This window comes from Novosphingobium sp. (assembly GCF_037133355.1).
Taxonomy (GTDB): domain Bacteria; phylum Pseudomonadota; class Alphaproteobacteria; order Sphingomonadales; family Sphingomonadaceae; genus Novosphingobium.
This window is the reverse complement of sequence record NZ_JBAXOI010000002.1, coordinates 320,676-347,206: the sequence shown is the minus strand read 5'-3', so window position 1 is coordinate 347,206 and position 26,531 is coordinate 320,676. Positions and strand designations below refer to the sequence as shown.

General features: G+C 65.3%; 27 protein-coding genes and 1 riboswitch. Of the genes, 20 read left to right on the top strand and 7 right to left on the bottom strand.

Going from position 1 to position 26,531, the window contains the following annotated elements:
• Positions 1-25 precede the first annotated feature (25 nt).
• From WCL10_RS03875 to WCL10_RS03865, 3 genes are all read right to left on the bottom strand, one after another.
• The gene (locus WCL10_RS03875; RefSeq protein ID WP_336894373.1) at positions 26-607 is read right to left on the bottom strand and encodes an AAA family ATPase; all 582 of its coding nucleotides are present in this window, start codon (positions 605-607) and stop codon (positions 26-28) included.
• A gap of 18 nt (positions 608-625) precedes the next feature.
• On the bottom strand, positions 626-841 hold the full coding sequence (locus WCL10_RS03870) for a hypothetical protein (protein WP_336894304.1): 216 nt from the start codon (positions 839-841) through the stop codon (positions 626-628).
• A gap of 62 nt (positions 842-903) precedes the next feature.
• Entirely contained in the window at positions 904-2,571 is a 1,668-nt protein-coding gene (locus WCL10_RS03865; protein ID WP_336894303.1) for an NAD+ synthase, read from the bottom strand.
• A 155-nt stretch (positions 2,572-2,726) separates the two neighbouring features.
• On the opposite strand from WCL10_RS03865, the gene WCL10_RS03860 reads away from it, so the two are divergent.
• A complete protein-coding gene (locus tag WCL10_RS03860) occupies positions 2,727-3,662 on the top strand; it encodes a ribose-phosphate pyrophosphokinase (RefSeq protein WP_336894302.1) in 936 nt (311 codons plus the stop codon).
• Between the two features lie 54 nt (positions 3,663-3,716).
• Here the strand turns inward: WCL10_RS03860 and WCL10_RS03855 are convergent, their stop codons facing one another.
• On the bottom strand, positions 3,717-4,610 hold the full coding sequence (locus WCL10_RS03855) for a haloalkane dehalogenase (protein ID WP_336894301.1): 894 nt from the start codon (positions 4,608-4,610) through the stop codon (positions 3,717-3,719).
• A 112-nt stretch (positions 4,611-4,722) separates the two neighbouring features.
• On the opposite strand from WCL10_RS03855, the gene WCL10_RS03850 reads away from it, so the two are divergent.
• Positions 4,723-5,277, top strand: coding sequence for a pseudouridine synthase (locus tag WCL10_RS03850; protein ID WP_336894300.1), 555 nt, complete (start codon positions 4,723-4,725; stop codon positions 5,275-5,277).
• Here the strand turns inward: WCL10_RS03850 and WCL10_RS03845 are convergent.
• Positions 5,261-6,205 (bottom strand): helix-turn-helix domain-containing protein, encoded by a 945-nt coding sequence (locus WCL10_RS03845; protein WP_336894299.1) that lies wholly within the window; start codon positions 6,203-6,205, stop codon positions 5,261-5,263. The genes WCL10_RS03850 and WCL10_RS03845 overlap by 17 nt on opposite strands.
• Positions 6,206-6,397: 192 nt before the next feature.
• On the opposite strand from WCL10_RS03845, the gene WCL10_RS03840 reads away from it, so the two are divergent.
• Both WCL10_RS03840 and WCL10_RS03835 read left to right on the top strand, forming a co-directional pair.
• Complete coding sequence (locus WCL10_RS03840) at positions 6,398-7,201, top strand: inositol monophosphatase family protein (protein ID WP_336894298.1); 804 nt, start codon at positions 6,398-6,400, stop codon at positions 7,199-7,201.
• A 4-nt stretch (positions 7,202-7,205) separates the two neighbouring features.
• Positions 7,206-7,652 (top strand): gamma-glutamylcyclotransferase family protein, encoded by a 447-nt coding sequence (locus tag WCL10_RS03835; RefSeq protein WP_336894297.1) that lies wholly within the window; start codon positions 7,206-7,208, stop codon positions 7,650-7,652.
• A gap of 19 nt (positions 7,653-7,671) precedes the next feature.
• Here WCL10_RS03835 and bfr read toward each other — a convergent pair whose 3' ends face one another.
• Together bfr and WCL10_RS03825 are read right to left on the bottom strand one after the other, a co-directional pair.
• Positions 7,672-8,151: a bacterioferritin gene (gene bfr, locus WCL10_RS03830; RefSeq protein WP_336894296.1), complete on the bottom strand. Its 480-nt coding sequence runs from the start codon at positions 8,149-8,151 to the stop codon at positions 7,672-7,674.
• Between the two features lie 60 nt (positions 8,152-8,211).
• Positions 8,212-8,388 carry a (2Fe-2S)-binding protein gene (locus tag WCL10_RS03825; protein ID WP_336894295.1) on the bottom strand — a complete coding sequence of 59 codons (177 nt, stop codon included), beginning with the start codon at positions 8,386-8,388 and terminating at the stop codon, positions 8,212-8,214.
• Between the two features lie 118 nt (positions 8,389-8,506).
• A riboswitch (SAM-I-IV-variant riboswitch) is annotated at positions 8,507-8,621 on the top strand.
• A 44-nt stretch (positions 8,622-8,665) separates the two neighbouring features.
• On the opposite strand from WCL10_RS03825, the gene metA reads away from it, so the two are divergent.
• The 16 genes from metA (at position 8,666) to WCL10_RS03745 (ending at position 26,405) form a co-directional block, all read left to right on the top strand.
• On the top strand, positions 8,666-9,574 hold the full coding sequence (metA, locus tag WCL10_RS03820) for a homoserine O-succinyltransferase (RefSeq protein WP_336894294.1): 909 nt from the start codon (positions 8,666-8,668) through the stop codon (positions 9,572-9,574).
• A gap of 251 nt (positions 9,575-9,825) precedes the next feature.
• On the top strand, positions 9,826-10,029 hold the full coding sequence (rpmI, locus tag WCL10_RS03815; RefSeq protein ID WP_054122496.1) for a 50S ribosomal protein L35: 204 nt from the start codon (positions 9,826-9,828) through the stop codon (positions 10,027-10,029).
• Positions 10,030-10,042: 13 nt separating this feature from the next.
• Complete coding sequence (gene rplT / locus WCL10_RS03810; protein WP_336894293.1) at positions 10,043-10,411, top strand: 50S ribosomal protein L20; 369 nt, start codon at positions 10,043-10,045, stop codon at positions 10,409-10,411.
• 236 nt (positions 10,412-10,647) lie between these two features.
• Complete coding sequence (locus WCL10_RS03805; protein WP_336894292.1) at positions 10,648-11,478, top strand: helix-turn-helix domain-containing protein; 831 nt, start codon at positions 10,648-10,650, stop codon at positions 11,476-11,478.
• 59 nt (positions 11,479-11,537) lie between these two features.
• Positions 11,538-12,626, top strand: coding sequence for a phenylalanine--tRNA ligase subunit alpha (pheS, locus tag WCL10_RS03800; protein ID WP_336894291.1), 1,089 nt, complete (start codon positions 11,538-11,540; stop codon positions 12,624-12,626).
• Complete coding sequence (gene pheT, locus WCL10_RS03795; protein WP_336894290.1) at positions 12,623-15,016, top strand: phenylalanine--tRNA ligase subunit beta; 2,394 nt, start codon at positions 12,623-12,625, stop codon at positions 15,014-15,016. Before pheS ends, pheT begins: the two co-directional genes overlap by 4 nt.
• Positions 15,017-15,148: 132 nt before the next feature.
• Positions 15,149-17,119, top strand: a complete 1,971-nt coding sequence (locus WCL10_RS03790; RefSeq protein ID WP_336894289.1) for a S9 family peptidase — start codon at positions 15,149-15,151, stop codon at positions 17,117-17,119.
• A gap of 36 nt (positions 17,120-17,155) precedes the next feature.
• Complete coding sequence (locus WCL10_RS03785) at positions 17,156-18,037, top strand: aldose 1-epimerase family protein (protein WP_336894288.1); 882 nt, start codon at positions 17,156-17,158, stop codon at positions 18,035-18,037.
• A gap of 126 nt (positions 18,038-18,163) precedes the next feature.
• Positions 18,164-19,027 carry an alpha/beta hydrolase gene (locus WCL10_RS03780; protein WP_336894287.1) on the top strand — a complete coding sequence of 288 codons (864 nt, stop codon included), beginning with the start codon at positions 18,164-18,166 and terminating at the stop codon, positions 19,025-19,027.
• 91 nt (positions 19,028-19,118) lie between these two features.
• Positions 19,119-20,468 carry a carotenoid oxygenase family protein gene (locus WCL10_RS03775; RefSeq protein WP_336894286.1) on the top strand — a complete coding sequence of 450 codons (1,350 nt, stop codon included), beginning with the start codon at positions 19,119-19,121 and terminating at the stop codon, positions 20,466-20,468.
• A 46-nt stretch (positions 20,469-20,514) separates the two neighbouring features.
• Positions 20,515-22,044 (top strand): peptide chain release factor 3, encoded by a 1,530-nt coding sequence (locus WCL10_RS03770; RefSeq protein WP_336894285.1) that lies wholly within the window; start codon positions 20,515-20,517, stop codon positions 22,042-22,044.
• Between the two features lie 7 nt (positions 22,045-22,051).
• Positions 22,052-22,900: an NAD(P)-dependent oxidoreductase gene (locus tag WCL10_RS03765; RefSeq protein WP_336894284.1), complete on the top strand. Its 849-nt coding sequence runs from the start codon at positions 22,052-22,054 to the stop codon at positions 22,898-22,900.
• Positions 22,901-22,954: 54 nt separating this feature from the next.
• Positions 22,955-23,824, top strand: a complete 870-nt coding sequence (locus WCL10_RS03760; protein WP_336894283.1) for an alpha/beta hydrolase — start codon at positions 22,955-22,957, stop codon at positions 23,822-23,824.
• Positions 23,824-24,381, top strand: a complete 558-nt coding sequence (locus tag WCL10_RS03755; protein ID WP_336894282.1) for a pyridoxamine 5'-phosphate oxidase family protein — start codon at positions 23,824-23,826, stop codon at positions 24,379-24,381. Before WCL10_RS03760 ends, WCL10_RS03755 begins: the two co-directional genes overlap by 1 nt.
• A 237-nt stretch (positions 24,382-24,618) precedes the next feature.
• Positions 24,619-24,957 (top strand): P-II family nitrogen regulator, encoded by a 339-nt coding sequence (locus tag WCL10_RS03750; protein WP_054122458.1) that lies wholly within the window; start codon positions 24,619-24,621, stop codon positions 24,955-24,957.
• Between the two features lie 32 nt (positions 24,958-24,989).
• The gene (locus WCL10_RS03745) at positions 24,990-26,405 is read left to right on the top strand and encodes an ammonium transporter (RefSeq protein WP_336894281.1); all 1,416 of its coding nucleotides are present in this window, start codon (positions 24,990-24,992) and stop codon (positions 26,403-26,405) included.
• The last annotated feature ends 126 nt before the right edge of the window (positions 26,406-26,531 follow it).

Sequence of the window (26,531 nt, the reverse complement as noted above, 5' to 3'; positions counted from 1 at the left end):
AGCGGCGCGTCGGGCACGGGCAAGCTCAGCGCGTCGAGGGCAATATCTGTGGCAAGAGTTCCTGCCACCACAAGGGCGCATCCTCTTCCCCAATAATCTGGGTAATCTGGCCCCCAAGCATTATCGCAAGAAGTCGCAATGGCTTGTCAGAGTAGCTGTTGTCGAACACCGCGGCCTGATCGGCCACCGCAAGCGCGAGTTTCAGGTTTGCGATGCTTCGATGATACCGCGCCTCGATCCGATCTCGAGGCACATCGTGGCCACCATGCCGCACTCGACTGGCGACGCGGCCAATGTTGATCAGCGGATCGTCTGTTGCGACGAAGTAGACGTTGACTGCGAAGCCAGCCGACTTTGCCAGCTTGAGATGCTCGACATGTGATGGGTGAGACAGGACCGTTTCGAAGGCATGATCGCGCCTGTCACGCACCGCCGCATGTCGCTTAACGCGGACTTCCTGCTGGGCTGCGGCTGCCGTTTCTTGCGCTGAGCCGGACAGGTGTTTGGCGATATCATCGGCGTTCAGATATTCGCCGAGATCAAACCCGCCGAGCCGAAGCTGTTCGATCAAAGTCGACTTGCCGGAACCATTCGGTCCGGCGATCATTGTCACGACCGGCACCTGTCACGCAGCCGATTTGCGCGACGCCCTCGGCTGACGTGGGGCACCATTGCCGAGCAGCTGCCGCCGTGCCTCGATCCTTTGGGCCACTTCCGGCGTTTCGGCCCCCACGATCACCTCGCCTGCCGCTCGCTTGGCATCGACGTCCTTGCGGATGGCAGCCTGCACCGCCGGCAGTGCTGCCAGAACGTTCTCCAGCGATGGCGGTTTCGAATTCATGGCAACAAAAGCCTAGCGCAAACCCGCGAAAATGCAATCGCCCTACCCGAGTGCGTGAATACCTACCCCGTGCGGAACCCGTGCGTGATCGGATAGCGCCGATCCCGCCCGAAGTTGCGCATGCCCAGCTTCACCCCCGGCGGTGCCTGGCGGCGCTTGTACTCCGCCACATTGAGCAGGCGCTCGATCCGCGAAACCACTGCCCGGTCAAACCCTTCGGCGACGACTTGCTCCACGCTCTTCTCGTGCTCCACCAGCCCGAGCAGGATGGCATCGAGCACGGCGTAATCAGGCAGCGAATCCGAATCCTTCTGGTCCGGCCGCAGTTCAGCGCTCGGCGGCTTCGTGATGATCCGCTCGGGCATCACTGTGCCTTCCGGTCCCAGCCCGATCTTGGGCCGCGCCGCGTTGCGCCAGCGCGAGATCGCGAAGACCGTTGTCTTGTAGGCGTCCTTCAGCGGGTTGTAGCCACCGTTCATGTCACCATAGATCGTCGCGTAGCCGACGCTCATCTCGCTCTTGTTGCCGGTCGTTACCAGCATCGGGCCAAACTTGTTCGAAAGCGCCATAAGCGTGGTGCCGCGAATGCGCGACTGGAGGTTCTCTTCGGTCAGGTCCGGCGAGCGGCCCTCGAACACCGGTGCCAGCATCTCTCCGAAGGCATCGACGGCCGGCATGATCGGGATCGTATCGAGCCGCACGCCCAGCATCCTTGCGCAGGCTTCGGCATCCTCGAGGCTCTCGGCGCTGGTATAGGCGCTCGGCATCATCACGCACCACACGCGCTCCGGACCCAGCGCATCGACCGCGATCGCGGCGCAGATCGCCGAATCGATCCCGCCCGAAAGCCCCAGCACCACGCCGGGGAAGCGGTTGGTGTTCACATAATCGCGCAGGGCCAGCACCATCGCGCAGTAGATGTCCTCGGGGTGTTCGGCGAGCTCGGAGATCACGCCAGGCTGGCAGCGCCAGCGGTGCCCTTTACCCGAGGGTACTTTCTGCCAGACGGTATCGACCACCGCCTCTTCCCAGTCCGGCATCTGCACCCACAGCGCGCCTTCGGGCCCGACCACAAAGCTCGCTCCGTCGAACACCACCTCGTCCTGCCCGCCCACGCGGTTGAGGTAGGCAAGCGGAATGCCGGTATCGATTGCGCGGCGCTTGGCAACGCCGTCGATGCGCAACTCGTCCTTGTCGATCTCGTAAGGGCTGCCGTTGATGCACAGGAAGATGTCCGCCCCTTGCGCCGCAAGATGGCGGCACACTTCGGGCTGCCAGATGTCCTCGCAGATCGGCAGGCCCAGCATCGCGCCCTTGAACGGCACCGGTTCGGGCAGCGGTCCCGGAAGGAAATAGCGCTTCTCGTCGAACGTGCCGTAGTTGGGCAGCTCCACCTTGAAGCGCACCGCCGCCACCTTGCCGCCCTCGAGCAGCGCCACCCCGTTGTGCAGTGCCCCGTCGCGCACGAAAACCGAACCCACCAGCATCGCCGGCCCGCCATCGCCCGTCGCGGCCGCCAACGCTTCCAGCGCGATCGCCGCACGTTCGATCAGCGCAGGCTTCAGGATCAGGTCCTCGGGCGGATAGCCGATCAGCTGCATCTCGGGATAGACGATGAGGTCGCTGCCCTCCGCCCGCTCGCGCACGGCCAGCATCATTGCCGCATTGGCGGCAAGATCGCCGACCTTCTGGTTGAGCTGGGCTAGCGTGATGATCAGTGTGTCGGCCATGAATGCGACCCTAGGCGGCAAGTGCGCACCAATTCAAGGATATCCAATGGTGCAAAGCTTGGCCTTGGTGCAAAACCGTGCGGCCTATCGTTGCAATGCTGTCATCTTTGGCTAAGGCCCGGGTCATTGCATGCCCAAGAGGGACTCGGGACGCCATGAAGATCATGTCCGGCAACGGCAATCTGCCGCTGGCCCGCGCCATTGCCGCCTATCTCGAACAACCGCTGACCGAAGCCTCGGTCCGCCGCTTCGCCGACGAGGAAGTCTTCGTCGAAATTCACGAGAACGTGCGCGGCGAGGACGTGTTCATCGTTCAGTCGACCGGCTATCCCGCCAATGATAACCTGATGGAACTGCTGATCTGCATCGATGCGCTGCGCCGCGCATCGGCCAAGCGGATCACCGCGGTCATTCCCTACTTCGGCTATGCCCGGCAGGACCGCAAGCCGGGCCCGCGCACCCCGATCTCGGCCAAGCTTGTCGCCAACCTGATCACCACCGCGGGTGCCGACCGCGTCCTTGCGGTCGATCTCCACGCCGGGCAGATCCAGGGCTTCTTCGATATCCCGACCGACAACCTGTTTGCAGCGCCGGTCATGGCCGCCGATATCCAGACGCGCTATGGCGGTCAGGACCTCATGGTCGTCTCGCCCGACGTCGGCGGTGTGGTGCGCGCCCGGGCGCTTGCCAAGCGGCTCGACAACGCGCCGCTCGCCATCGTCGACAAGCGGCGCGACCGCCCGGGCCAGAGTGAGGTGATGAACATCATCGGCGACGTGAAGGGCCGGATGTGCATCCTGATCGACGACATCATCGATTCCGGCGGCACGCTGTGCAATGCGGCGCAGGCGCTGATGGATGCCGGCGCCAAGGGTGTTGCCGCCTACATCAGCCACGGCGTGCTTTCGGGCGGTGCGGTGGCGCGGGTTGATCGCTCGGCGCTCAAGGAACTCGTCATCACCGACACGATCCTGCCAACCGAGGCAACCCAGAATTCCAGCCGCATCCGCGTGCTCACCATCGCCCCGCTGATTGGCGAGGCGGTGCGCCGCATCGCCGATGAAAGCTCGGTTTCGAGCCTGTTCGACTGACCTTCCCGAAGTTCCGGCCCTCTCCCTGACGGGGGAGGGGGTCGGGGCGATGCGCTACATTCCGAACGCCTCCAGCGCCGCCTTGGCAATCAGATCGCCGCGCTCCTGCACGAAATGCCCGCCGTCGGCGATCTCGAGCGGCGGCGGACAGCCGTGGATCGTGGCGCGCAGGGCTGCCATCACGTCCGGTCCGAGCACCGGGTCCATCATCCCCACCGCCATGAAGCTGGGTCCGCGCCAATCGCGCTGCCACCATCCTGCAGCGCGCTTTGCTTCGGCGACGCCTTCCATGTCCGGGCTCGTCATCACCAGTTCGGGAAAGCGCCGCACCCCAGCCTTGTAGCGGGCATCGGGGAATGGCGCGCCATAGGCCGCCGCCTCAGCCTCGCTGATCCCCACTTGAGCGCGCCGGAACAGGCCGGGAATGTCGAGATCGGGTTGGCTGCGGTTGTAGGCCCGCCATGCATCGAACCCCGGTCCTGCCGACTCGCCGGTGGGGATGGCGGTGTTCATCACCAGCAGCCGCTCGAACCGCTCCGGCATGTCGGGCGGGATCGTCAGTCCCAGAATGCCGCCCCAGTCCTGGCAGACCAGCGTGATCCGCGTAAGGTCCAGCGCGGCGATGAACGCACGCAGCATGTCGCGGTGGAAGTGGAAGGTATAGACCGCCTCGGCCACCGGCTTGTCCGACCTGCCGAATCCCAGCAGATCGGGCGCGACAACCCGGTAGCCGGCCGCGCTGAAGACCGGGATCATCTTGCGGTAGAGATAGCACCAGCTCGGTTGGCCGTGGAGGCACAGGAACGTGGCCGCCGCATCGCGCGGGCCCTCGTCGACATAGTGCACGCGCAGGCCCTCATAGCCCGGCAAGTCTTCCAGATAGTGCGGCGCGAAGGCGTAGCCGGGGAGGTTCTCGAAGCGGCTGTCATCGGTGCGCAAGCATTCCATCGCCTGTCTCTCCATCTGCTTTTACGTGCCGCCGCCAGATAGAGTATAGCGCCCCCGCTGCGCCGCAGCCACGGCTTTGACACGTGCGGCGTCCCGGCCCATGGATGCGGGCATGGCGCTGATCCTGTTCAACAAGCCCTACGGCGTCCTCTGCCAGTTCAGCCCCGAGCCGAACGGCCCGCCAAGGCCGACGCTGGCGGATTACATCGATCGGCCGCATGTCTACCCTGCCGGACGGCTCGACCATGACAGCGAGGGCCTGCTGCTGCTGACCGATGACGGCCGCCTTCAGGCGCGCATCGCCGATCCGCGCTACAAGGTGACCAAGACCTACCTCGCGCAAGTCGAAGGCGATCCGGGCGAGGGCGCGCTCGAACCGCTGCGCCGGGGCCTCGTGCTGAAGGACGGGCCGACGCTTCCCGCCGAAGTGCGGCGAATCGAGCCGCCTGTGCTGTGGCCGCGCGATCCCCCGGTGCGCTTCCGCAAAACCGTGCCCGATTGCTGGCTGGAGCTTACGATCCGCGAAGGCCGCAACCGCCAGGTGCGCCGCATGACCGCCGCAGCCGGGCTCCCGACCTTGCGTCTGGTGCGCTGGCGTATCGGCGAATGGGCGCTTGACGGCCTCGCACCCGGTGCCTGGCACGAAATCCCTACTGCCAGGGTTTGATATCGCCGGGTGCGATTCGCGCGATCATCTCCAGCCGCCGCGCCTGCCGGGTCTCCAGCGAAAGCGTCATCAGCGGCTGCGGCGAATCGACGAACTGGCGCGGGCTCATCCCGAAAAGCGCAGTGAATTCGCGGATCAGGTGGCTCTGGTCGTAATAGCGCAGCGCCAGAGCCTCGGCTTCGTCGTGATCGGCCACCCCGCGCAAATGGCTCGCCATATCGAGCGCGCGGGCGCGGCGCAGGACCTGCTTGGGCGGCATGCCGAAATCGCGGCGGACGAGGCGCTCCAGCTTGCGCTGCTCTGTCCCGCACTGCTGGGCGAGTCGCGCAACGGTGATCTCGGGATTGGTAAAGGCAGCCGCCTCGACAGAGGTTGCGACGGGGTCGGGCTCGGCCGCGCCGCTGCGAGCGATCAGGAGGCGCATGGTGTCCTCCATCGCCGTGCACCACTCTTCGGGCGACTGGTCGGGTCGGAACAGGCCCATCCATTCCTGGCCGCACAGACCGAGCGTCTCGAGCGGGGCGAGCCGGTCGCACATGGTGTCGAGCTTGACCCTGCCGAGCGCATGGCATGCCCCCGCCCGGAAGGAGAGCCCGACGCTGGTGAAGCTGCCCCTGACGGTAATCGGCATGCGCCGCGTATGCGGGCCGAAGTAGAGCGCGGCGCGGCCCATTTCGCGTCTTCCGTCCACGGTTTCGGCGGTCCAATCGCCGCGCATCTGGATGCGCAGCATCGCGGCATCACTGAATATCCCGCAGGAAACCTCGTAGTCGGCCGGGACATCGACCACGGTCACATAGAGCCGCGCGATCCACGGAGCGAGGTCAGGCGCAGGAGCGCGGCTGTAGGAAATCGGCTGCCCGTCGCGCGTCGCCGCGCCGCCGGAGGCGATCGCCGGGTCGATCGCTGGCCTGGTGATCCGATGCATCTATTGCCCCCTAACCCCCAAAACCTGCCCACTGATTTCGTGCCGCGCCCGGTCTAGCCTCCTTACCGCCCCCGGGTTGTGCGCATTATCACTATTGATAGGCATAAACCCTCCCACACGCCAAGGGCCCTGGGCGGGCAATGCGAACCCCGGCAAGCGGCTGCCACTTGACCCGCGGGGCAGGCGGGGGGCATGGCATGGGTCATGAAGGATCAGGATCTCGACCGTGACATCGCCCTTGCCCTGCGCCTCGCCGATGCGGCAGGCGAGGCTATCCGCCCGCATTTCCGCAGCGGGATCAGCGCGGACCGCAAGGCTGATGCCTCGCCCGTAACCCTCGCCGATCGCGCCGCCGAAGAGGTGATGCGCGCCATCCTTGCCGCCGAAGTGCCGGAAGACACCGTGATCGGCGAGGAAATGGGGGCCAGTCCGGGCACTTCCGGGCGCAGCTGGGTGCTTGATCCGATCGATGGCACAACGGGCTTCCTTGCCGGACGCCCTTTGTTCGGCACCCTGATCGCACTGGTGGTGGAAGGCTTTCCGGTGCTCGGCGTGATCGACCAGCCGATTCTGGGCGAGCGCTGGGTCGGTGCTGTCGGGCGGCCGACCACGCTCAACGGCAAGGCAGTGCGCACCCGCGCCTGCGCCGCGCTGGCCGATGCCGCGCTCGCCACCACCGGGCCGCACTACTTTGACGATCACGACGGCGCCCACTTCATGGGCCTTGCCGCGCAGACCGATCACAAGCGCATGGTCATGGGCGGCGATTGCTACAACTACGCCATGCTCGCGACCGGGCAGCTCGACGTGGTCTGCGAAGCCGGGCTCAAGCTGCATGACTGGGCCGCACTCGTGCCAGTGGTCGAAGGCGCGGGCGGCACGATGGCGGACTGGAACGGTGAGCCGCTGCACGCCGGGTCCGATGGCCATGTCATTGCAGTTGGCGATCCCGCGCGGCTCGAGGACGTGGTCGAGGCGCTGGCCTGCGCGCATTGAGCCGATGCGCCAGCCGCGCCGCCTGTTTTTCTACGGTACGCTGACCCACCACCACGACAACGCCCTAACAAGCGCCCTGCTGCCCCGCCTTGGCGGACGCGCGCGGCGCGGCTGGGTGCCCGGGGCGCTGTTCCTCGTGGCCGATCCGCTGGGTGTCTATCCGGTCCTGATGCCCGGGCGCGGCCGCGTCTGGGGCTGGGTCTACGGCGGCTTGAGGCCCGTACCGCGCGCGGTCATCGCTGCGTTCGATGCCTGGGAAGGCTCAGACCCCCGCCGCCCCGGCCGCGGCGAATACCGGCGCGCAGACCTCTTGGTGCGCACGCCTGGAGGCCCTTTGCGCGCTGCCGCTTATCTCCCAAACCGGCGCAGCTGCACCGGGCTCAGGCGGGTGCCCGGCGGTGATTTCGCCCGCCACGCCGCAGCGCGCGGCCTGCGCGTGCTTGCAGAGTGAGCCGTTCCTGCAAGCGACGTCAGTCGTGCGGCGCCTCGCTGTTGAGCTGGACGTAGTTGGCAAGGCCCATCCGCTCGATCATCTCGAACTGGGTTTCGAGAATGTCGACGTGCTCCTCCTCGTTGGCGAGGATGTCGGCGAAAAGGTCGCGGCTGACAAAATCGCGCACCAATTCGCAATGGGCGATCGCTTCCTTGAGCAGCGGGATCGCGTCATGCTCCAGCGCGAGATCGGCCTTGAGCACTTCTTCCACGCCCTCGCCGATGCGCAGGCGGCCGATGGCCTGAAAGTTGGGCAGTCCATCAAGGAACAGGATGCGATCGGCCAGCCGGTCCGCGTGCTTCATCTCGTCGATCGATTCGTGCCGCTCGAACTCGGCCAGTTTCTTGAGGCCCCAGTTGGCCAGCATGCGATAGTGCAGCCAGTACTGGTTGATTGCCGTCAGCTCGTTGAGCAGGGCTTTGTTGAGGAATTCGATGACCTTGGCATCACCCTTCACGGCGCATCTCCTTGGCTTGAGCGCCGAGACTAGAGAGCGCTGCGGGCGCTTGCAAGCCGGTCAGACGGCGAGGCAGCTGCGCGCTTCGGTCACGATCTCTTCGGCCTCTTCGAGGCACTGGCGGCACTGCGGCGCAAAGCCGAGGCGGGCATAGAGTGCTTCGGCATCGCCGCGCTGTTCGCAGGCGGCGCGGCGCAGGTCGGTCTCGCGGATGGCATTGCAGATGCAGATATACATCGGTTGCGAATCCCCTTGGATACGAGAGCAATATTAATGCGAGGCATTTGCAATAGCAAGAGCCGATCGCGCCGTGGCGCTGGTTGTTGCCTTTCGCCCCGGACATGACTAAAGCTCGGGCCAGCATCAAGAGTTGGGGGACGACGCCCCGACGCCAACCTGCCGGTTTCCGGGCAAGGTGGCGCCTCCTGCAAGGGAGGGATGCGGCCGGTCCGGCAACCAAGCGGAACAAGGCTGCAGGCGTCGTCTCCCGGAGTGTCAGAAGGGTAGACGAGCAGTGCCGATCCGGATTTCCGACAATCTCCCCGCCCGCCGCACGCTGGAGGCCGAGGGTGTGATCGTGATGGGCGAGACCGAGGCGGCGCGGCAGGATATCCGCCCGCTGCACATCGCGCTGCTCAACCTCATGCCCGACAAGATTTCTACAGAGACCCAGATCGCGCGGGTGCTCGGCGCCACGCCGCTTCAGGTCGAACTCGAACTGGTGCGGATCTCGGATCATGTCAGCAAGACCACATCGGCCAGCCATATCGCCGCGTTCTATCGTCCCTGGGAGGATGTGCGAGGCGAGACGTTCGATGGTCTGATCATCACCGGCGCGCCGGTCGAGCAGATCGATTTTGCGGAGGTGACCTACTGGGACGAACTCTGCCGCATCCTCGACTGGTCGCAAACCAATGTCCACCGCACCTTCACATTGTGCTGGGGCGCAATGGCCGCGCTCCAGCACTTTCACGGCGTGCCCAAGCATGCCCTCGCGGAAAAGGCCGCCGGCGTGTTCGAGCATCTGAACTGCGCGCCCACCCACCCGCTGATGCGCGGGCTGCCCGATGCCTTCGACGTCCCGGTATCGCGCTGGAGCGAGGTGCGCGGCGAAGACCTGCCGGCCGGGCGCGGCCTGACGGTTCTTGCCGAAAGCACTGAAAGCGGGCTGTGCCTTGTCGATGATCCCGCCCACTGCGCGGTCCATATGCTCAATCACCTTGAATACGATACGCTTACGCTGGCGAACGAATATGCCCGCGATGAGGCCCGCACTCTGCCCGTGCACTACTTCCCCGGCGATGATCCCGCCGCCGCGCCGCGCAATACCTGGCGCGGCCACGGTCACCTCCTGTTCGGAAACTGGATCAACGAGACCTACCAGACGACGCCGTTCGATCGGGGGGATGTCGGGAAGGCCTGAGCAGCTTCACGCCGGGCGAGCCTCTGTTGTTGTGCATGCCTGTGGCTGTGGTCGGGCGATCGAACCCATGGTCGATCCGACACCGACCATGTGAGTGGAGAGCAGCGGAAGAGACGAATCGATGACTCGCCTTGCCTTTTGCGCGCCGTGCCCCTAAGCGCGCCGACTTCATCGGGTGCGACATCGATGACTCGCCTGGCCATGCAGGGCTGCCACGGCGGGTTTGACGCACCACAGCCAAGGAGACGAAAATGCCCAAGCTCAAGACCAAGAGCGGTGTGAAGAAGCGCTTCAAAATCACCGCTTCCGGCAAGGTCAAGCACGGTGTCGCTGGCAAGCGCCACCGCCTGATCAGCCACAACGCCAAGTACATCCGCCAGAACCGCGGTATGGACGTGATCTCCGACGCCGATGCGAAGGTGATCAAGAAGTGGGCGCCCTACGGGCTGAACTGAGGAGCGAAGACCCATGAGCCGCATCAAACGGGGTGTTACCACCCGCGCCAAGCACAAGCGTATTCTCGAACAGGCCAAGGGCTATCGGGGCCGCCGCAAGAACACCATCCGCGTCGCGCGTCAGGCCGTCGAAAAGGCCGGCCAGTACGCGTATCGCGATCGCAAGATCAAGAAGCGGGAATTCCGCGGTCTGTGGATCCAGCGTATCAACGCTGCCGTCCGCGCCGAGGGCTTGACCTATTCGCAGTTCATCCACGGCACCAAGCTGGCCGGGCTTGAACTCGACCGGAAGGCCATGGCCGATCTCGCGATGAACGAGGGCGGCGTGTTCTCGGCGATCATCGCACAGGCCAAGCAGGCGCTCACCGCCGCCGTCGCCTGATTGGAAAATCAGCGCCGCAGCGTTCCAATCTGGTGCAAGCTGCAGCCTGATCGTCCCGAAAAGTGACAAAAAACAAAAGGGTACTGGCCAAAAGGCCAGTGCCCTTTTTGCCATTTTGGCGACTTCACGCGCACCGCGCTAAAGACTAAGGTTCCGGGCAGGGGACTTGAATGGCGCGCTCAAGAGTGGACTGCGATTGTATCGTCAGGGTACGGTTTCATCAGCCGCCTGCGGCCATGCGGCCCTATTTCACGACATTCTACATCACCGAGATCGAGGCGGGCGAGGCGGGCCGGGTTACCGATCACCTCCATCCCGAATGGGCAAACCTGCGGATCGTCGACGGTGTGCTGCCGGCTTCCGAGCTCCGGCAGGAACCGCCCGTGGCCGGCATGGCGGGCATCGTCACCGGCCCCACAAGCACAACCGTGCGCTTCACCACCGGCACGTCGCGCATCTGGGGGATCGGCCTGCTCCCGCTGGGCTGGGCCAAGTTCGTCACCGCGCCGGCCAATGCCTTTGCCGATCGCCTGTGCGACCCGGCGCAGGAGCCCGCCTTCGCGCCGCTTCGCCCGCTGGTTGATTCGCTGTTCGGACCCGCGCCCGATGAAGCGGCCGAACTGGCACGCATCACCCGCCATTTCGAAAGTCTCTCCGCGCGCGAAGTGCCGGACGAGGCACGCATCCGCGCCGCGCACCAGGCGCTGGTCGATCCCGAAATCGCCAGCGTCGCCGCGATGGCCGAGCAAGCCGGTTTGCCAAGCCACACGCTCGAGCGCGTCTGCCGCCGGCACTTCGGCTTTCCGCCCAGCCTGCTTCTGCGCCGCCAGCGCTTCATGCGCAGCCTCTCGCAATACATGCTCGACCCCTCGCTCACGTGGATCGGCGCCATCGATTCGCACTATCACGATCAGGCGCAGTTCGTGCGCGAGTTCCACCGTTTCATGGGAATGAGCCCGCGCGCCTATGCCGCCCTGCCGCATCCGGTGCTTGCCGGCGTGATGCGCGCACGCATGGTGGCGGCGGGCGCGCCGGTCCAGGCGCTCCACGTTCCGCCCGCCGCTTAATCCGCGCCTTGGATTCGGCTCCTTGGAATCTGGGCCATTTGGCGCTAGCGGCGGGGCCGATGGAACAGCTTGAACCCACACTCGCCGCGATTGGCAGCGCCGATACGATCGAAGCCGTCGAGGGCCTGCGCGTCGCCGCCCTCGGCAAGCAGGGCTGGGTCTCGGCCCTGCTCAAGTCGCTGGGCGGCATGAGCCCCGAGGAACGCACCAGCACCGGCCCGCGCATCCACGCCGCGCGCGAGGCGGTCACCGCCGCGCTCGCCGAACGCCGCGCTTCGCTTGAAAGTGCAGCGCTCGAAGCAAAGCTCGCCGCCGAAACCGCCGATCTCTCGCTTCCCGCCCCCGTCGCCCCGCGCGGCAGCGTCCATCCCGTCAGCCAGGTCATGGACGAACTGGCGGAAATTTTCGCCGACATGGGCTTTGCTGTCGCTACCGGGCCGGAGATCGAGGACGACTGGCACAACTTCACCGCGCTCAACATGCCCGAAACGCATCCGGCGCGCGCGATGCACGATACCTTCTATTTTCCGGACAAGGATGCGGAAGATCGTTCGATGCTGCTGCGCACGCACACCTCGCCGGTGCAGATCCGCTCGATGCTGAGCCAGGGCGCGCCGCTGCGGGTGATCGCCCCGGGCCGCGTCTACCGGTCAGACAGCGACGCCACCCACACGCCCATGTTCCACCAGATCGAAGGCCTCGTCATCGACAAGGGCATCCATCTCGGCCACCTCAAGTGGACGCTGGAAACCTTCCTCAAGGCCTTCTTCGAGCGCGAGGACATCGTCCTGCGCCTGCGCCCCAGCTACTTCCCCTTCACCGAGCCTTCGGTCGAAGTCGATGTCGGCTACACCCTCATCAACGGCAAGCGCGTCGTCGGCGGCAGCGGCGATGCGGCGGGCGGCGGCTGGATGGAAGTGCTCGGCTCGGGCATGGTCAACCGCAAGGTCATCGAATTCGGCGGGCTCGATCCCGATGAGTGGCAGGGCTTCGCTTTCGGCACCGGCGTGGACCGGCTTGCGATGCTGAAATACGGCATGGACGATTTGCGCGCCTTCTTCGACGGCGACGTGCGCTGGCTGGCGCATTACGGCTTCGGCGGGCTCGACGTGCCGACCCTTTCCGGCGGTGTGGGAGTCCGGGCATGAAGTTCGCGCTCTCCTGGCTTCAGGCCCTGCTCGATACCAAGGCCGACGCGCGCCAGATCGCCGAGAAGCTCACCGCGCTGGGGCTCGAGATCGAAGGCGTCGAGGATGCCTCGGCAGCGCTGACCAGCTTCCGGGTCGCTCGCGTTCTCACCGCGGAGAAGCACCCGCAGGCGGACAAGCTGCAGGTGCTCTCTGTCGATCTTGGCGATGGCAACCCGCTCCAGGTCGTTTGCGGCGCGCCCAACGCGCGCGCAGGCCTCGTCGGTGTGCTCGGCGTGCCGGGCGCGGTGGTTCCGGCCAATGGCATGACCTTGAAAGTCGCAGCGGTTCGCGGTGTCGAATCGAACGGCATGATGTGCTCGACGCGCGAACTCGGCCTCGGTGAGGAGCATGACGGCATCATCGAGCTTCCCGCCGATGCGCCGATCGGCAAGAGCTTTGCCGATTACCTCGGCTCCGACCCGGTGTTCGACGTGGCGATCACGCCCAACCGGCCGGACTGCATGGGCGTCCACGGCATCGCGCGCGATCTCGCCGCGGCTGGCCTCGGTGTGCTGAAGCCGATCGACACGCCGCACGTTGCCGGCAGTTTCCCCTGCCCGGTCGAAGTGCGCACTGATGATCCCGAAGGCTGCCCGGCGTTCTTTGGCCGCGTCATCCGCGGGGTCAAAAACGGACCCAGCCCGCAATGGCTGCAAGACCGCCTCAAGAGCGCGGGCCAGCGCCCGATCTCGGCGCTGGTCGACATCACCAATTACGTCATGCTCGGGTATGGTCGTCCGGCCCACGCCTATGACCTCGCCAAGCTCACCGGCGCGGTCTGTGCGCGCAAGGCGCAGGAAGGGGAAACCTGCCTCGCCCTCAACGGCCGCGAATACGCGCTCGAACCGTGGATGACCGTGATTGCGGACGAGGCTGGTGTGCATGATATCGCCGGCATCATGGGCGGCGAGCATTCAGGCTGCTCGGAAGATACCACCGACGTCCTCCTCGAAGTCGCCTATTTCACGCCCGCCAATATCGCCCGCACCGGGCAGGCCCTCGCGCTTACTTCCGACGCGCGCGGCCGTTTCGAGCGCGGGGTCGATCCCGCCTTCCTCGATACCGGCCTCGACCTCCTCACCAGCCTGATTCTTGAGATCTGCGGCGGCGAAGCGAGCGAAGTGGTGCGCGCGGGCACCCCGCCGCTGGCACAGAAGTCCTTTACCTACGACCCGGCGCTCGCCGGCAGCCTTGGCGGAATCGACGTTGCCAATGGCGAGCAGAAGCGCATTCTCGCAGCACTTGGCTTCGCCATTGGCGAGGACTGGACCATCACCGTGCCCACCTGGCGCCCGGACGTGGACGGCGCGCCCGACATCGTCGAGGAAGTGATCCGCGTTCACGGCCTCGACGCGGTGCCCTCCACCCCGCTGCCGCGCGCTGATGGCGTCGCCAAGCCCACCGCCACTCCCGCGCAGTTGCAGGAACGCCGCATCCGCCGCGCAGCCGCCGCGCGGGGTCTCAACGAGGCGGTGACCTGGTCGTTCCTACCCACGGGCGAGGCCGAGCATTTCGCTGAAGGAAACGGCGGCCTCTGGACGCTCGCCAATCCTATCTCCGAAGACCTCAAGACCATGCGCCCCTCGCTGCTGCCGGGCCTGCTTTCGGCCGCGCGCCGCAATCTCGATCGCGGCGCCGCCTCGGTGCGCTTGTTCGAGATCGGCCGCCGTTATCTGCGCGGAGAGGGCGGCGCATCCGACGAGCAGCCCAGCCTCGCTGTCGTGCTCGCTGGCGAAGCCGCCCCGCGCGGCTGGGCCACAGGCAAGGCCAAGCCCTTCGATGCTTTCGACGCCAAGGCCGAGGCGCTCGCGCTGCTGGCCGAAGCCGGCGCGCCGGTCGATAACCTGCAAGTCATGGGCGAGGCTGGCAGCCAGTTCCACCCTGGCCAGTCCGCCACCTTGCGTTTGGGGCCCAAGACGGTGCTGGCCCGCTTCGGCCTGCTCCACCCCAGCAGCGCCAAGGCGTTTGATCTTGCCGGTCCCGTCGCCGTGGTCGAGTTGTTCCTCGACCGGATCCCTGCGCGCAAGGGCCCGGGCAGCTTTGCCCGCCCGCACTTCGCGCCGCCCGCGCTTCAGGCGGTGACGCGCGACTACGCCTTCCTCGTGCCTGTCGCACTGCCCGCTGGCGATCTGCTGCGCGCCGTCCGCGGGGCGGACAAGGCCAACGTCGTCGCGGCCCGGGTGTTCGACGATTTCCGGGGGCAGGGCGTGCCGGAAGGCCACAAGTCGCTGGCCGTCGAAGTCACGCTGCAGCCCGTCGAGAAAAGCTATGACGAAGCCGCGCTGAAAGCGATCACCGACCGGATCGTGGCGGCCGGCGCAAAACTCGGCGGCGTACTGCGAGCCTGAAACCCGCTGCCAGGCTTGGAAAAATACTTGCAGGTTGGCGAATTGGTCATGAAAAGTGCGGCAACAAGCGTGATCTTGCCAAGTATCGCGCGCGAGTCTTGCCCAAGGGGCCAGCTCTCAGGAGGTGTACCTATGCGCAGCATGCTTCACCTTCTGCGATTGGCCTGTCTGGGTATTGCCCTGATCATGGGCGCGGCGATGCCGTTCCTCGCCGCCCATGCCGCAGAGCCGCCAGCACTGGCGATCTACGGCAGCCTTCCCGGATTCGAGACAGCGAGCTTGTCGCCTTCGGGTGAGCGGGTCGCGATTGTCGGAATGGTGGAGGATACGCGGCGCCTCGTCGTGGTCGACAAGGAAGACAAGCCGGTGCTGGCGCTGCCGCTGAAAGATGCCAAGGTCCGCGGCGTGTTCTGGGCCGGCGAGGACCGTCTGCTCGTCTACAAGTCCGATACGACCCGGCTAGGCCTGGGATTCACCTCCGACAAGACCGAACTCTATTCCATGATCGTCGTGCCTCTGAACGGCGAGAAGATGTGGGCGGTCTTCGAGCACGAGAAGCGGATCACCGGCGGGGTTCGGCGGTTTCTGGGCATTCAGGAGCGCGGCGGCCGGTTCTACGGCTATTTTGGCGGCATCACTTTCGATGGCGATTTTCGCTCCGGATCCTATCTGACCAGCACGAACCCGGCGCTCTATGAAGTCGATCTGCAGGACCAGAAAACCCGCAACATCGCCCCGCGCAGTGCGGACAACATCTACAGGGACTGGGTTCTGGGCGCCGACGGCAGTGTGAGCGCAACGCTCGACTACGATTCGCGCAATGGCGGCTGGAATGTGAAGAACGGTGCGGGGCAGAGGATTGCCGAAGGCAGCAGTCCGCTCGGCAAGGTCGGTCTCGTCGGCCTTGGCGCTACGGCGGGCACGGTGATTCTGTCCGAAACCGATACCGAAGGTGCCCGGCACTGGTTCGAGCTTGCGCTGGCCGGGGGCGAGCGCAAGGAAATCCTCGCCGACGCCGCGCTCGGTGATGCCTATTTCGATCGCGTCTCCAACCAGCTCATCGGTTACGAGATCGAAGGCGACACGCCGGCCTACACCTTCTTCGACACCTATCGGCAAAAGGTCGCGGCAGCGGTGGTCAAGGCTTTCCCCGGGCTTCAGACGCACCTGCAGGGCTGGAATGATCGCTTCGATCACCTGCTGGTCATGACCGAGGGCGTCGAGGATCCGCAGACCTGGTGGGTCATCGACATCAAGGGCCGCAACACGCGCGAGATTGGCCATTCCTATACGCTCAAGGGCTCGGAGGTCGGCCCGATGCGCATGGTGACCTACAAGGCCGGTGATGGCACCCAAATCGCCGGAGTGCTGACGCTGCCGCCGGGGCGCAAGCCCGCCGGACTGCCTGTTGTCATCTTCCCCCATGGCGGCCCTGCCGCGCGCGATTATCCCGGCTTCGACTGGTGGGCGCAGGCGCTGGCCTCGCGCGGCTATGCCGTGCTGCAGCCCAATTTCAGAGGCTCGACCGGCTACGGCCCGGCCTTCCGCCGTGCCGGCTATGGCCAGTGGGGGCGCAAGATGCAGAGCGACGTGTCCGATGGCCTTGCCGCGCTGGCGGCGCAGGGCATCGTCGATCCCAAGCGCGCCTGCATCATGGGAGCAAGCTACGGCGGCTATGCCGCGCTGGCCGGGGTGACCTTGCAGAAGGGGCTCTATCGCTGTGCGGTCGCGGTTGCGGGAGTGAGCGATGTGGCGAAGATGGCCAGCACCGATATTCAGGAATCGGGCTACGATGACACGCTGAAGCGCGCGCTCAAGGAAGAGCTTGGCGAACGCAAGGACCTGCGCCCGATCTCGCCGGTCAATTTCGCCGCGCAGGCCGATGCGCCGATCCTGCTCATCCATGGCAAGGACGATACCGTGGTCCCTTATGGCCAGAGCACGGCCATGGCCGGAGCCCTGCGCGAGGCGGGCAAGCCGGTCGAAATGGTGACATTGCCCGGCGAGGACCACTGGCTTTCGCGCAGCGAAACGCGTTTGGCCATGCTGGAGGCCGCCGTGCGGTTTATCACCGCCAACAACCCGCCCGATCCGGCTCCGTGATGGGCTGCGGGCAAGATACTGGACGGCGAGGCTGACATGACCGATCTGATCGCAATCTCCTCGGGCGGGCTCACTGCCCGGATCAACCCGCTCGGCGCCGAACTGTCGTCGCTAACCGACGCGCAAGGCCGCGAATACATGACCGATGCCGATCCGGCCTTCTGGTCGGGCCGCGCACCGCTGCTGTTCCCCATCGTCGGCGCGCTGGCTGAAGACACGCTGCGAGTGGACGGGCAGAGCTACCGGATGCCCAAGCACGGCTTCGCCCGCCGCAGCGCCTTTACGGTCACCGAAGCAGCCGCAGATCGCGCCGTGTTTCGCCTCACCGCCAGTGCCGCGACGCGGGCGGCGTATCCCTTCGACTTCGCGCTCGACATGGCCTTTGCGCTCAGTGGCTTGACCCTGTCGATGACGGCGACCGTCACCAACCTCGGCAATGCGCCGCTGCCGTTCAGCTTCGGCTTCCATCCAGCCTTAGCCTGGCCGCTTCCCGGCGGGGCGGACAAGGCCGCGCACCGCATCGTGTTCGATCAGAACGAGCCGCAAGATATCCGCAAGCTCGAGATGGCGACGGGCCTGATCCGGGCAGAAGGCGCACCGAGCCCGGTTCGGGGCCGTCACCTCGCGCTTGACGGTGAACTCTTCCGCCATGACGCGCTGATCTGGAGCGAACTGGCCAGCCGCAGCCTTTCCTATGGCGCCGAGGGCGGCGCATGGCTCGACGTGGCTTTCCCCGATAGCCCGATGCTCGGCATCTGGCAGGTGCCCGGTGCGCGCTATATCTGCATCGAGCCGTGGCAGGGCCATTCCGATCCGGTGGGATACCGCGGTAATTTTCGCGACAAGCCCGGCGTGATCACGTTGGCGCCGGGAGCCAATCGCAGCTTCCGCATGGACGTTACAGTGCGCACCGCTTGAGGGCGACACAAGTGACGCGCATTTTCGTTGCAGGTTTACGCGATCTAGGAAAGCCTGCGGTGCGGCGGCGATGCGTATCATTCGCGGGGGCCGCAGTCAGCGAAGTGCCAACCGGGAGGGCGCGCCATGCGCATCAGGATCGACGACACCGTCCTCTACTTTGATGTCGAGGGGGCCGGGCTGCGCGCGGAAGGGCCGTGCATGGTCGAGCAGCCGACCGTCATCCTCCTTCACGGCGGGCCCGGATTTGACCATTCGATGTTCAAACCCGCCTATGGCGCGCTCGCCGATGTGGCGCAGGTGATCTATCTCGACATGCGCGGGCAGGGCCGCAGCGACCCCAGCGACCGGGGGACCTGGCTGCTCGACCGCTGGGTCGATGATGTCGCCGCATTCTGCAAGGCGCTCGAAATCCGCAAGCCGATCGTGCTGGGCGCGTCGTTTGGCGGTTTCGTGGCGTACGGGCTTGCCACCCGGCATCCCGATCTGCTGGGCGGCATGGTCATCCTTTCGTCGGCTCCGCATATCGAAGTGGATCCGGTGGTGGCCAAATTTGCCGAGCTCAGCGGCCCGTCTGTCGGGGAGGCAGCCCGGCGCTTCTTCGACACCCCGTTCGCCGATGGCGCGTTCGAAGGCTTCATCATGCACTGCATGCCGCTTTACGGGCTGGCCGACGCCGATCCCGACGTGCTCGCCCGCGTAATGATGAATCCCGAGATGGTGAGCACCTTCTTCCTGCCCGGCGGCGAATGGCGCAGCTTCGACTACCGCGCCGGCGCGGCGGCCTTCGCCAGCCCCAGCCTGATCATCCATGGCGAGCACGATCCGATTGTTCCGATCGCGTTTGCAAGCGATGCCGCGGCTGCCATGCACCCGGCAACCACGCGCTTTGCCATTCTGCCTGGGCTGCGGCACGACATCATGCGCGACGAGGGGGCCAAGGTCCTTGAACTCATCCGGGCGTTCATTGCGGAAGCGGCGGCAGAGTAACTTTCACGCGAGGGATATCGCCGCTTTCGCGGCGGTTTCGAACATGTCATCATGCCGTTAGACATAGAATAAAACCACCTGGGAGCGGCCGATGAACCCCTATCTCGCCGGAAACTTTGCCCCCGTGACCGAAGAGGTCACGGCGACCCAACTCGCCGTGACCGGCGAGCTCCCGAAGGAGCTCAATGGCCGCTACTTGCGCAACGGTCCCAACCCTTTGGGCGACACCGATCCGGCCGCCTATCACTGGTTCACCGGCACCGGCATGGTCCACGGCCTGCGCCTCAGCGAAGGGCGCGCCGAATGGTATCGCAACCGCTATGTCGGCGGGGATGCGGTGGCGAAGGCGCTGGGCCGGTCGATCACCGGGCCCAACTGGTCGGGCGGGGCCAATGGCCCCAACACCAATGTCGGTGGTTTTGCCGGCCGGACGTGGGCGATGGTCGAGGCAGGCGGAACACCGGTCGAACTGACTTACGAGCTGGATTCCGTCGCCCGGAACGATTTCTTCGGCACGCTGCCCGGCGCTTTCACCGCGCACCCCAAGTTCGATCCGGCGAGCGGCGAACTCCACGCGGTTGCCTACGCACCGGGCCGCTGGATGGGCCACGTGCAGTACATCGTGGTAGGCAAGGATGGCCGCGTTCGCCGCACGGTCGATGTCCCGATGGGCCCTTCGATGGTCCACGATATGTCACTCACCGAAAAGTACGCCGTCGTCTACGATCTGCCCGTCACGCTCGACATGAAGATGGCGCAGGCCGGTTCGCGCTTCCCGTTCAGCTGGAACCCGGATTACGGCGCGAGGGTGGGTTTCCTGCCGCGTGAGGGGACCGCGCAGGAGATCGTCTGGATCGAGATCCCGCTGTGCTACGCCTACCACCCGATGAACGCCTATGATCGCGCCGACGGTTCGGTTGTCATCGATATCTGCGCCTTCGACCGCATGTTCGATCATGACCGCAATGGCCCGATCCGCGACAGTCTGCCCAGGCTCGAACGCTGGGAATTCGATATCGCTGGCCGGCGCAGCAGCGTGACCGTGATCGACCAGACCCCGCAGGAGTTTCCCCGCCACGCCGCTTCGGCCGGCACGCGCGAGTACCGCTTCGGTTATTCAGTCGGCTTCGGGTCACATCCCGCCGGCATGACGTTCAAACACGATCTCGTGACCGGCACCCGATTCCATTTCGACTACGGCCCCGGGCGCGGCGCGGGAGAAGCCGTGTTCGTCCCCCGCGAAACCCCGACGGCTGAGGATGACGGCTGGCTCCTCGCTTTCGCCCACGATTTCGGCGGCGGCGCTTCCAGCTTCGTCGTGCTCGATGCGCAAGACCTGGAGCGCGGGCCTGTCGCGGAAGTCCACTTGCCACAACGCGTGCCGTTCGGCTTCCACGGCAACTGGGTGAGCGACGCATCAGTTCCGCCCGAACCTGCCTGAGCCACCCTCGCTGGATTCACTGCGCCAACTCCGCTAGGCGCGGGCCATGAGTTCCAATCGCCGCACCTTTGCCATCATCTCGCACCCTGACGCGGGCAAGACCACGCTGACCGAGAAGCTGCTTCTCCAGGGCGGCGCGATCCACTTGGCCGGCGAGGTCAAGGCGCGCGGTGCCGCGCGTCGCGCCCGGTCGGACTGGATGAAGATCGAGCAGCAGCGCGGCATCTCGGTCACCTCCTCGGTCATGACCTTCCAGAAGGACGGCGTCGTCTTCAACCTGCTCGATACGCCGGGTCACGAGGACTTCTCCGAGGATACCTACCGCACGCTCACTGCCGTCGATTCCGCGATCATGGTCATCGACGCCGCCAAGGGCATCGAGCCGCAGACGCGCAAGCTGTTCGAGGTGTGCCGCCTACGTTCGGTGCCGATCATCACCTTCGTCAACAAGGTCGACCGCGAAGGCCGCCCCGTGTTCGAGACGCTGGATGAAGTGGCCGACGCGCTCGCGCTCGATGTCTGCCCGATGTCGTGGCCCATCGGCATGGGCGGCGTGTTCGAAGGCGTGCTCGATTTCGCCACGCAGACCATCGCTCGCCCCGAAGGCGACAGCCGCGAATTCCTCGGCAAGCGCGATCCCATGGCGGACGGCGCCATCCCCGCCGACATCGCCGAGGAGATCGAACTCGCGCAGATGGGCTATCCAGAATTCGATCTCGAAGCCTACCGTAACGGCGATCTGACGCCGGTCTATTTCGGCTCCGCGCTCAAGAATTTCGGGGTCGCCGAAATGATCGACGCCATCGCCCGCCACGCCCCGCCGCCGCGCCCGCAGCCGAGCGAAAACGGCACGATCGAGACTGATCATGGCGAAGTCACCGGCTTCGTGTTCAAGGTGCAAGCCAACATGGACCCGATGCACCGCGACCGTATCGCGTTCATGCGCATGGTCTCGGGCACCTTCAAACGCGGGATGAAGCTCACGCCTTCGGGGCTCGGCAAGCCGATCGCGGTTCATTCGCCGATCCTGTTCTTCGCGCAGGACCGTGAAATCGCCGATACTGCCGAAGCGGGCGACATCATCGGCATCCCCAACCACGGCACCTTGCGCGTTGGCGATACCCTTTCGGAAAAGAACACGGTCCGCTTCACCGGCCTCCCCAACTTCGCCCCGGAGATCCTGCGCCGTGTGCAGCTGAAAGACCCGACCAAGACCAAGCAGCTCAGGAAAGCGCTCGACGACCTCTCCGAGGAAGGCGTGATCCAGGTGTTCTATCCCGAGATCGGCGCGCAATCGATCGTCGGCGTGGTCGGCCAGCTCCAGCTCGACGTGCTGATCTCCCGGCTCGAGGCCGAATACAAGGTCGAGGCCGTGCTCGAACCCTCGCCGTTCGACACCGCGCGCTGGCTCAAGGGGAGCGAAGCGGCACTGCGCAGCTTCGCCGATTTCAACCTCTCGAATCTCGCCAAGGACCGCGACGGTGATCCGGTGTTCATGGCGCGCTCGGCGTGGGATGTGAGCTATCAGCAGGAACGCAATCCGGAGCTGACTTTCAGCGCCACCAAGGAACGGTAGGAACGCCATGCGCATCGCGGTCACAGGCAGCAGCGGCAAACTGGGCAAGGTTGCGGTCGCGGCGCTGCGCCGCGCAGGCCACCGCGTCACCGGCTTCGACATTGTCAGCTCGGTCTACGGCGATGACACGGTCCGGCTCGATTGCGCGGATTTCGGCGCGGTCATGGGCGCGCTCTCCGGCGTGGATACGGCGGCACGGCGCTTCGATGCCGTGCTCCACCTCGCCGGCATTCCCAAGCCCGGCGCGACGACTGACGAGGCGGCCTTCCGCATCAACGTCATGGGCACCTACAACGTGTTCTCCGCCGCTGCGCGACTTGGCATCGGCCGCGTGGTCTGGGCTTCCAGCGAGACGATCCTTGGCCTGCCCTTCGCCGAACCGCCGCTGTTCGCCCCGATCGACGAGACGCACCCGCTCCTCCCCAACTGGTCCTATGCGCTGGGCAAGCGGCTGGGTGAGACCATGGCGGAAGAGTTTGCCCGCTGGCATCCCGCCATGGCTATCTGCTCGCTGCGCTTTTCCAATGTCTATGTCGCCGAAGACTACGCCGCGCTGCCGCAGATCCAGGCCGATCCCGCCAGCCGCAAATGGAACCTGTGGAGCTACATCGATGCCGCGGACGCGGCCGAGGCCTGCCGCTGCGCGCTCGAGGCCGAAACCACCGGGCACGAGGCCATGATCATCGCGGCGGCGGATAACCTGATCGGCCGCCCCTCGCGCGATCTGATGGTCGAGCACTTCCCCGGCGTGCCGCTCGCGGAAGGGCTTGCCGGGGAGGCGGCACTGCTCTCTTCGGCGCGCGCGGGCGAATTGATCGGGTTCGTGCCCCGCGTTTCCTGGCGCCAGCACGTCTGAGCGCGACGTAAAACCGCACTTGCGGCTTGTTCGCACCTGCGGCACAGACGGTGGATGACTCTCCTCGGCCCCACCTCAAACACCTTCATCTCGCAGCGCCTGCGCCTCCACTATGTCGATTGGGGCAATGCGGAGAAGCCGCCGCTGCTTCTGATCCACGGCGGGCGTGATCATTGTCGCAGCTGGGACTGGACTGCCGAGGCGCTGCGCGACGACTGGCATGTCATCGCGCTCGATCACCGCGGCCACGGCGACAGCGACTGGGCCTCGGATGGCAACTACCGCACGATGGACATGGTCTACGACGTGGCGCAGCTGGTCCACCAGCTCGGCCTCGCGCCGGTCACCATCGTCTCGCACTCGTGGGGCGCCAATGTCTCGCTGCGCTATGCCGGCCTGTTTCCGGAGGATGTCGCCAAGCTCGTCGCGATCGAGGGCATCTTCCCGACGCCGGACTGGGAACTGCGCATGAAGGACGTGCCCTTCGCCCGCCGCGTGCGCGATTACATCGCCGAAAAGCGCAAGGCCGCCGGCCGCCTGCCGCGCCGCTATGCCACGCTGGAAGACGCCTATGCGCGCATGAAGGCCGAAAACACCTACCTTACCGACGTGCAGGCGCGGCATCTCACCATCCATGGCATCAACCGCAACGAGGACGGGACTTTTACCTGGAAGTTCGACCCTTACGTCCACATTGATCACCCCTACGACATCTCGACCGAACGCAAGCACGAGCTGTGGGAGGCGATCACTGCGCCCACACTTCTCATGAACGGCGCGGATTCCTGGGCCGGGAACCCCGAACGCGACGGCCGCATCAAGCATTTCCGCAATGGCACGGTGATCGAGTTCGAAAACGCCGGCCACTGGCTGCACCACGACCAGTTCGACCGCTTCATCGGCACTTTGCGCGATTTTCTCTGATGGCGGATTTCACCGACCGCATCCTGCCGCAGCACGAGGCAATGATGGGCGCGCAAAGCGTGTTCTTCGTCGCGACGGCGGCGGCGGATGCGCGCGTCAACCTTTCGCCCAAGGGCTATGACAGTTTTCGCGTGCTGGGGCCCAATCGGGTCGCCTATCTCGATCTGGCGGGCTCCGGCAACGAAACCCATGCGCATCTGGTTGCCGATGGCCGGATCACCGTGATGATGTGCAACTTCGGCCAGCCCCCGCTGATTCTGCGGCTCTACGGCACCGGCCGGCCGGTGCTGCCGCAGGACGCCGATTGGGACGAGCTCTCCGCGCATTTCACGATCCTGCCCGGCACGCGCCAGATCTTCGATATCGCAGTGCAGACCGTGCAGACCAGCTGCGGCTGGGGGGTGCCCGTGATGACCCTAGAGACTGAGCGCAAGACGCTGGTGAAGTATCATGCCCAGTCGGACGAAGCGGCGTGGATGGCCAAGACCTCCGGCCGCACCCGCAGCATCGACGGCCTGCCAACCACCCCCACGGACCGCTTCTTCCGCGGCGATTGAGCACTTTGGGCCGCAGGTCGAATGGTGCTTGTGTGCATGTAAAACTCCCTATGGTGATGCTCATTTTTTAGGCAGACATGTGAATCTGCCCAAGATTCGAGCGCGCGTGCAGCGGACAATTTTTGCATCTGCGAAAAGATTCCCCCGGATTCCAAGGGGCAGCGCGTTTGGCACGCTGTTTGCGAAGCATACTCAGCCGGCGGGTTGTCCGGCGAGAAGGCCGCAAAGGGGGCATGAATGAAATTCATCATCGCCATCATCAAGCCGTTCAAGCTCGACGAAGTGCGCGAGGCGCTCTCCGGGCTGGGCGTTGCAGGGATGACGGTGTCGGAAGTGAAAGGTTTTGGCCGACAGAAAGGCCAGACCGAGATCTACCGCGGCGCCGAATACACCACCAACATGCTGCCCAAGGTGAAGATCGAGATCGCCGCGAGCGACGATCTCGCACCGCGGATCATCGAGACGATCCAGCAGACGGCCAGCACCGAGGCAATCGGCGACGGCAAGATCTTCGTGCTTGATCTTGCCTCGGCCACCCGCATCCGCACTGGCGAAACCGGGGATACCGCGCTGTGAGGGCCGCCACTTCTGACATGAGGGGAACTTCGATGATCCGTAAGATGATCGGCGGGGTCGTGGGCGCGGGCTTGACGCTCGGCGCCGCTTCCACCGCTTTTGCCCAGGCGGCTATGGTCAAGGCGCCCGACGTCGCGGCGCAGGCCACCATGGTCAACAAGGGTGACACCACCTGGATGCTGGTGTCATCGGTGCTCGTCCTGATGATGAGCATTCCCGGCCTCGCGCTGTTCTACGGCGGCCTCGTCCGCACCAAGAACATGCTTTCGGTTCTCATGCAGGTGTTCATGATCGTGTCGATCGCGGGCCTGCTCTGGGCAACCTACGGTTACTCTCTCGCCTTCACTGGCGGCTCGCCTTTCATCGGCGGCTTCGGCAAGGTGCTGATGGCTGGCGTCACCAGCGGGACCTTCTCGGCGACGTTCTCGAACAACGTCTACATCCCGGAACTCAGCTACTTCGTGTTCCAGATGACCTTCGCCATGATCACTCCGGCGCTGTTCATCGGTTCTTTCGCGGAGCGCATCAAGTTCACCCCGCTCATGCTGTTCGTGGTGTTGTGGTCGACCTTCGTCTACTATCCCATCGCGCACATGGTTTGGTATTGGGCTGGCCCGGACTTCCTGGCCGATGCTCCGAACGACGCCGGTTACCTCTATGCCAAGGGCGCGCTCGATTTCGCCGGCGGTACCGTTGTGCACATCAACGCCGGTATCGCGGGCCTCGTCGGCTGTCTCATGCTCGGCAAGCGCCTGGGCTATGGCAAGGAAGCCACGCCGCCGCACTCGCTGACCATGACCATGATCGGCGCCTCCCTGCTGTGGGTGGGCTGGTTCGGCTTCAACGCTGGTTCGAACCTTGAATCGAACGGTGTTGCGGCGGTTGCCTTCGTCAACACCATGCTGGCCACTTGCGCAGCTGCGGTGAGCTGGGCGGTGATCGAGCAGATCGTTCACAAGAAGCCCTCGATGCTCGGTGCGGCTTCGGGTGCAGTTGCTGGTCTCGTCGCGATCACCCCCGCTTCGGGTTACGGCGCTCCGATGACTTCGATTGTCCTCGGCCTGATTGTTTCGCCGCTGTGCTTCTTCTTCGTCAGCACGGTGAAGAACCGCTTCAAGTACGACGATACGCTAGACGTCTTCGGTGTTCACTGCATCGGCGGCATCACCGGCGCTCTCGCCACCGGTATCGTCGCCTCGCCGGCTCTCGGCGGTCAGGGCGTGATCAACTACCTCGTGTTCCCCTCGGTTGCGGCGCCCACCTACGATATCGGGGGCCAGCTCGTTATCCAGCTTGAGGCGGTTCTGCTCACGCTTGCCTGGTCTGGCATTGGCACCGCTATCATCTGGTTCGTGCTCGACAAGACCCTCGGCATGCGGATCAGCGAAGAAGGCGAACGCGAGGGTCTCGACATCGCCGACCACGGTGAGCGCGCCTACAACTACTGATACCCAGCTTGGCGGGGCCAGGGGGCGAGATCCTCTCCCTCAAGCCCACCGGGGCCCCGCCAGACGATGTTCCTCCTGCGAACAGACTAAGGCCGGAAGCGCAAAGCGCGCTTCCGGCCATTTTTT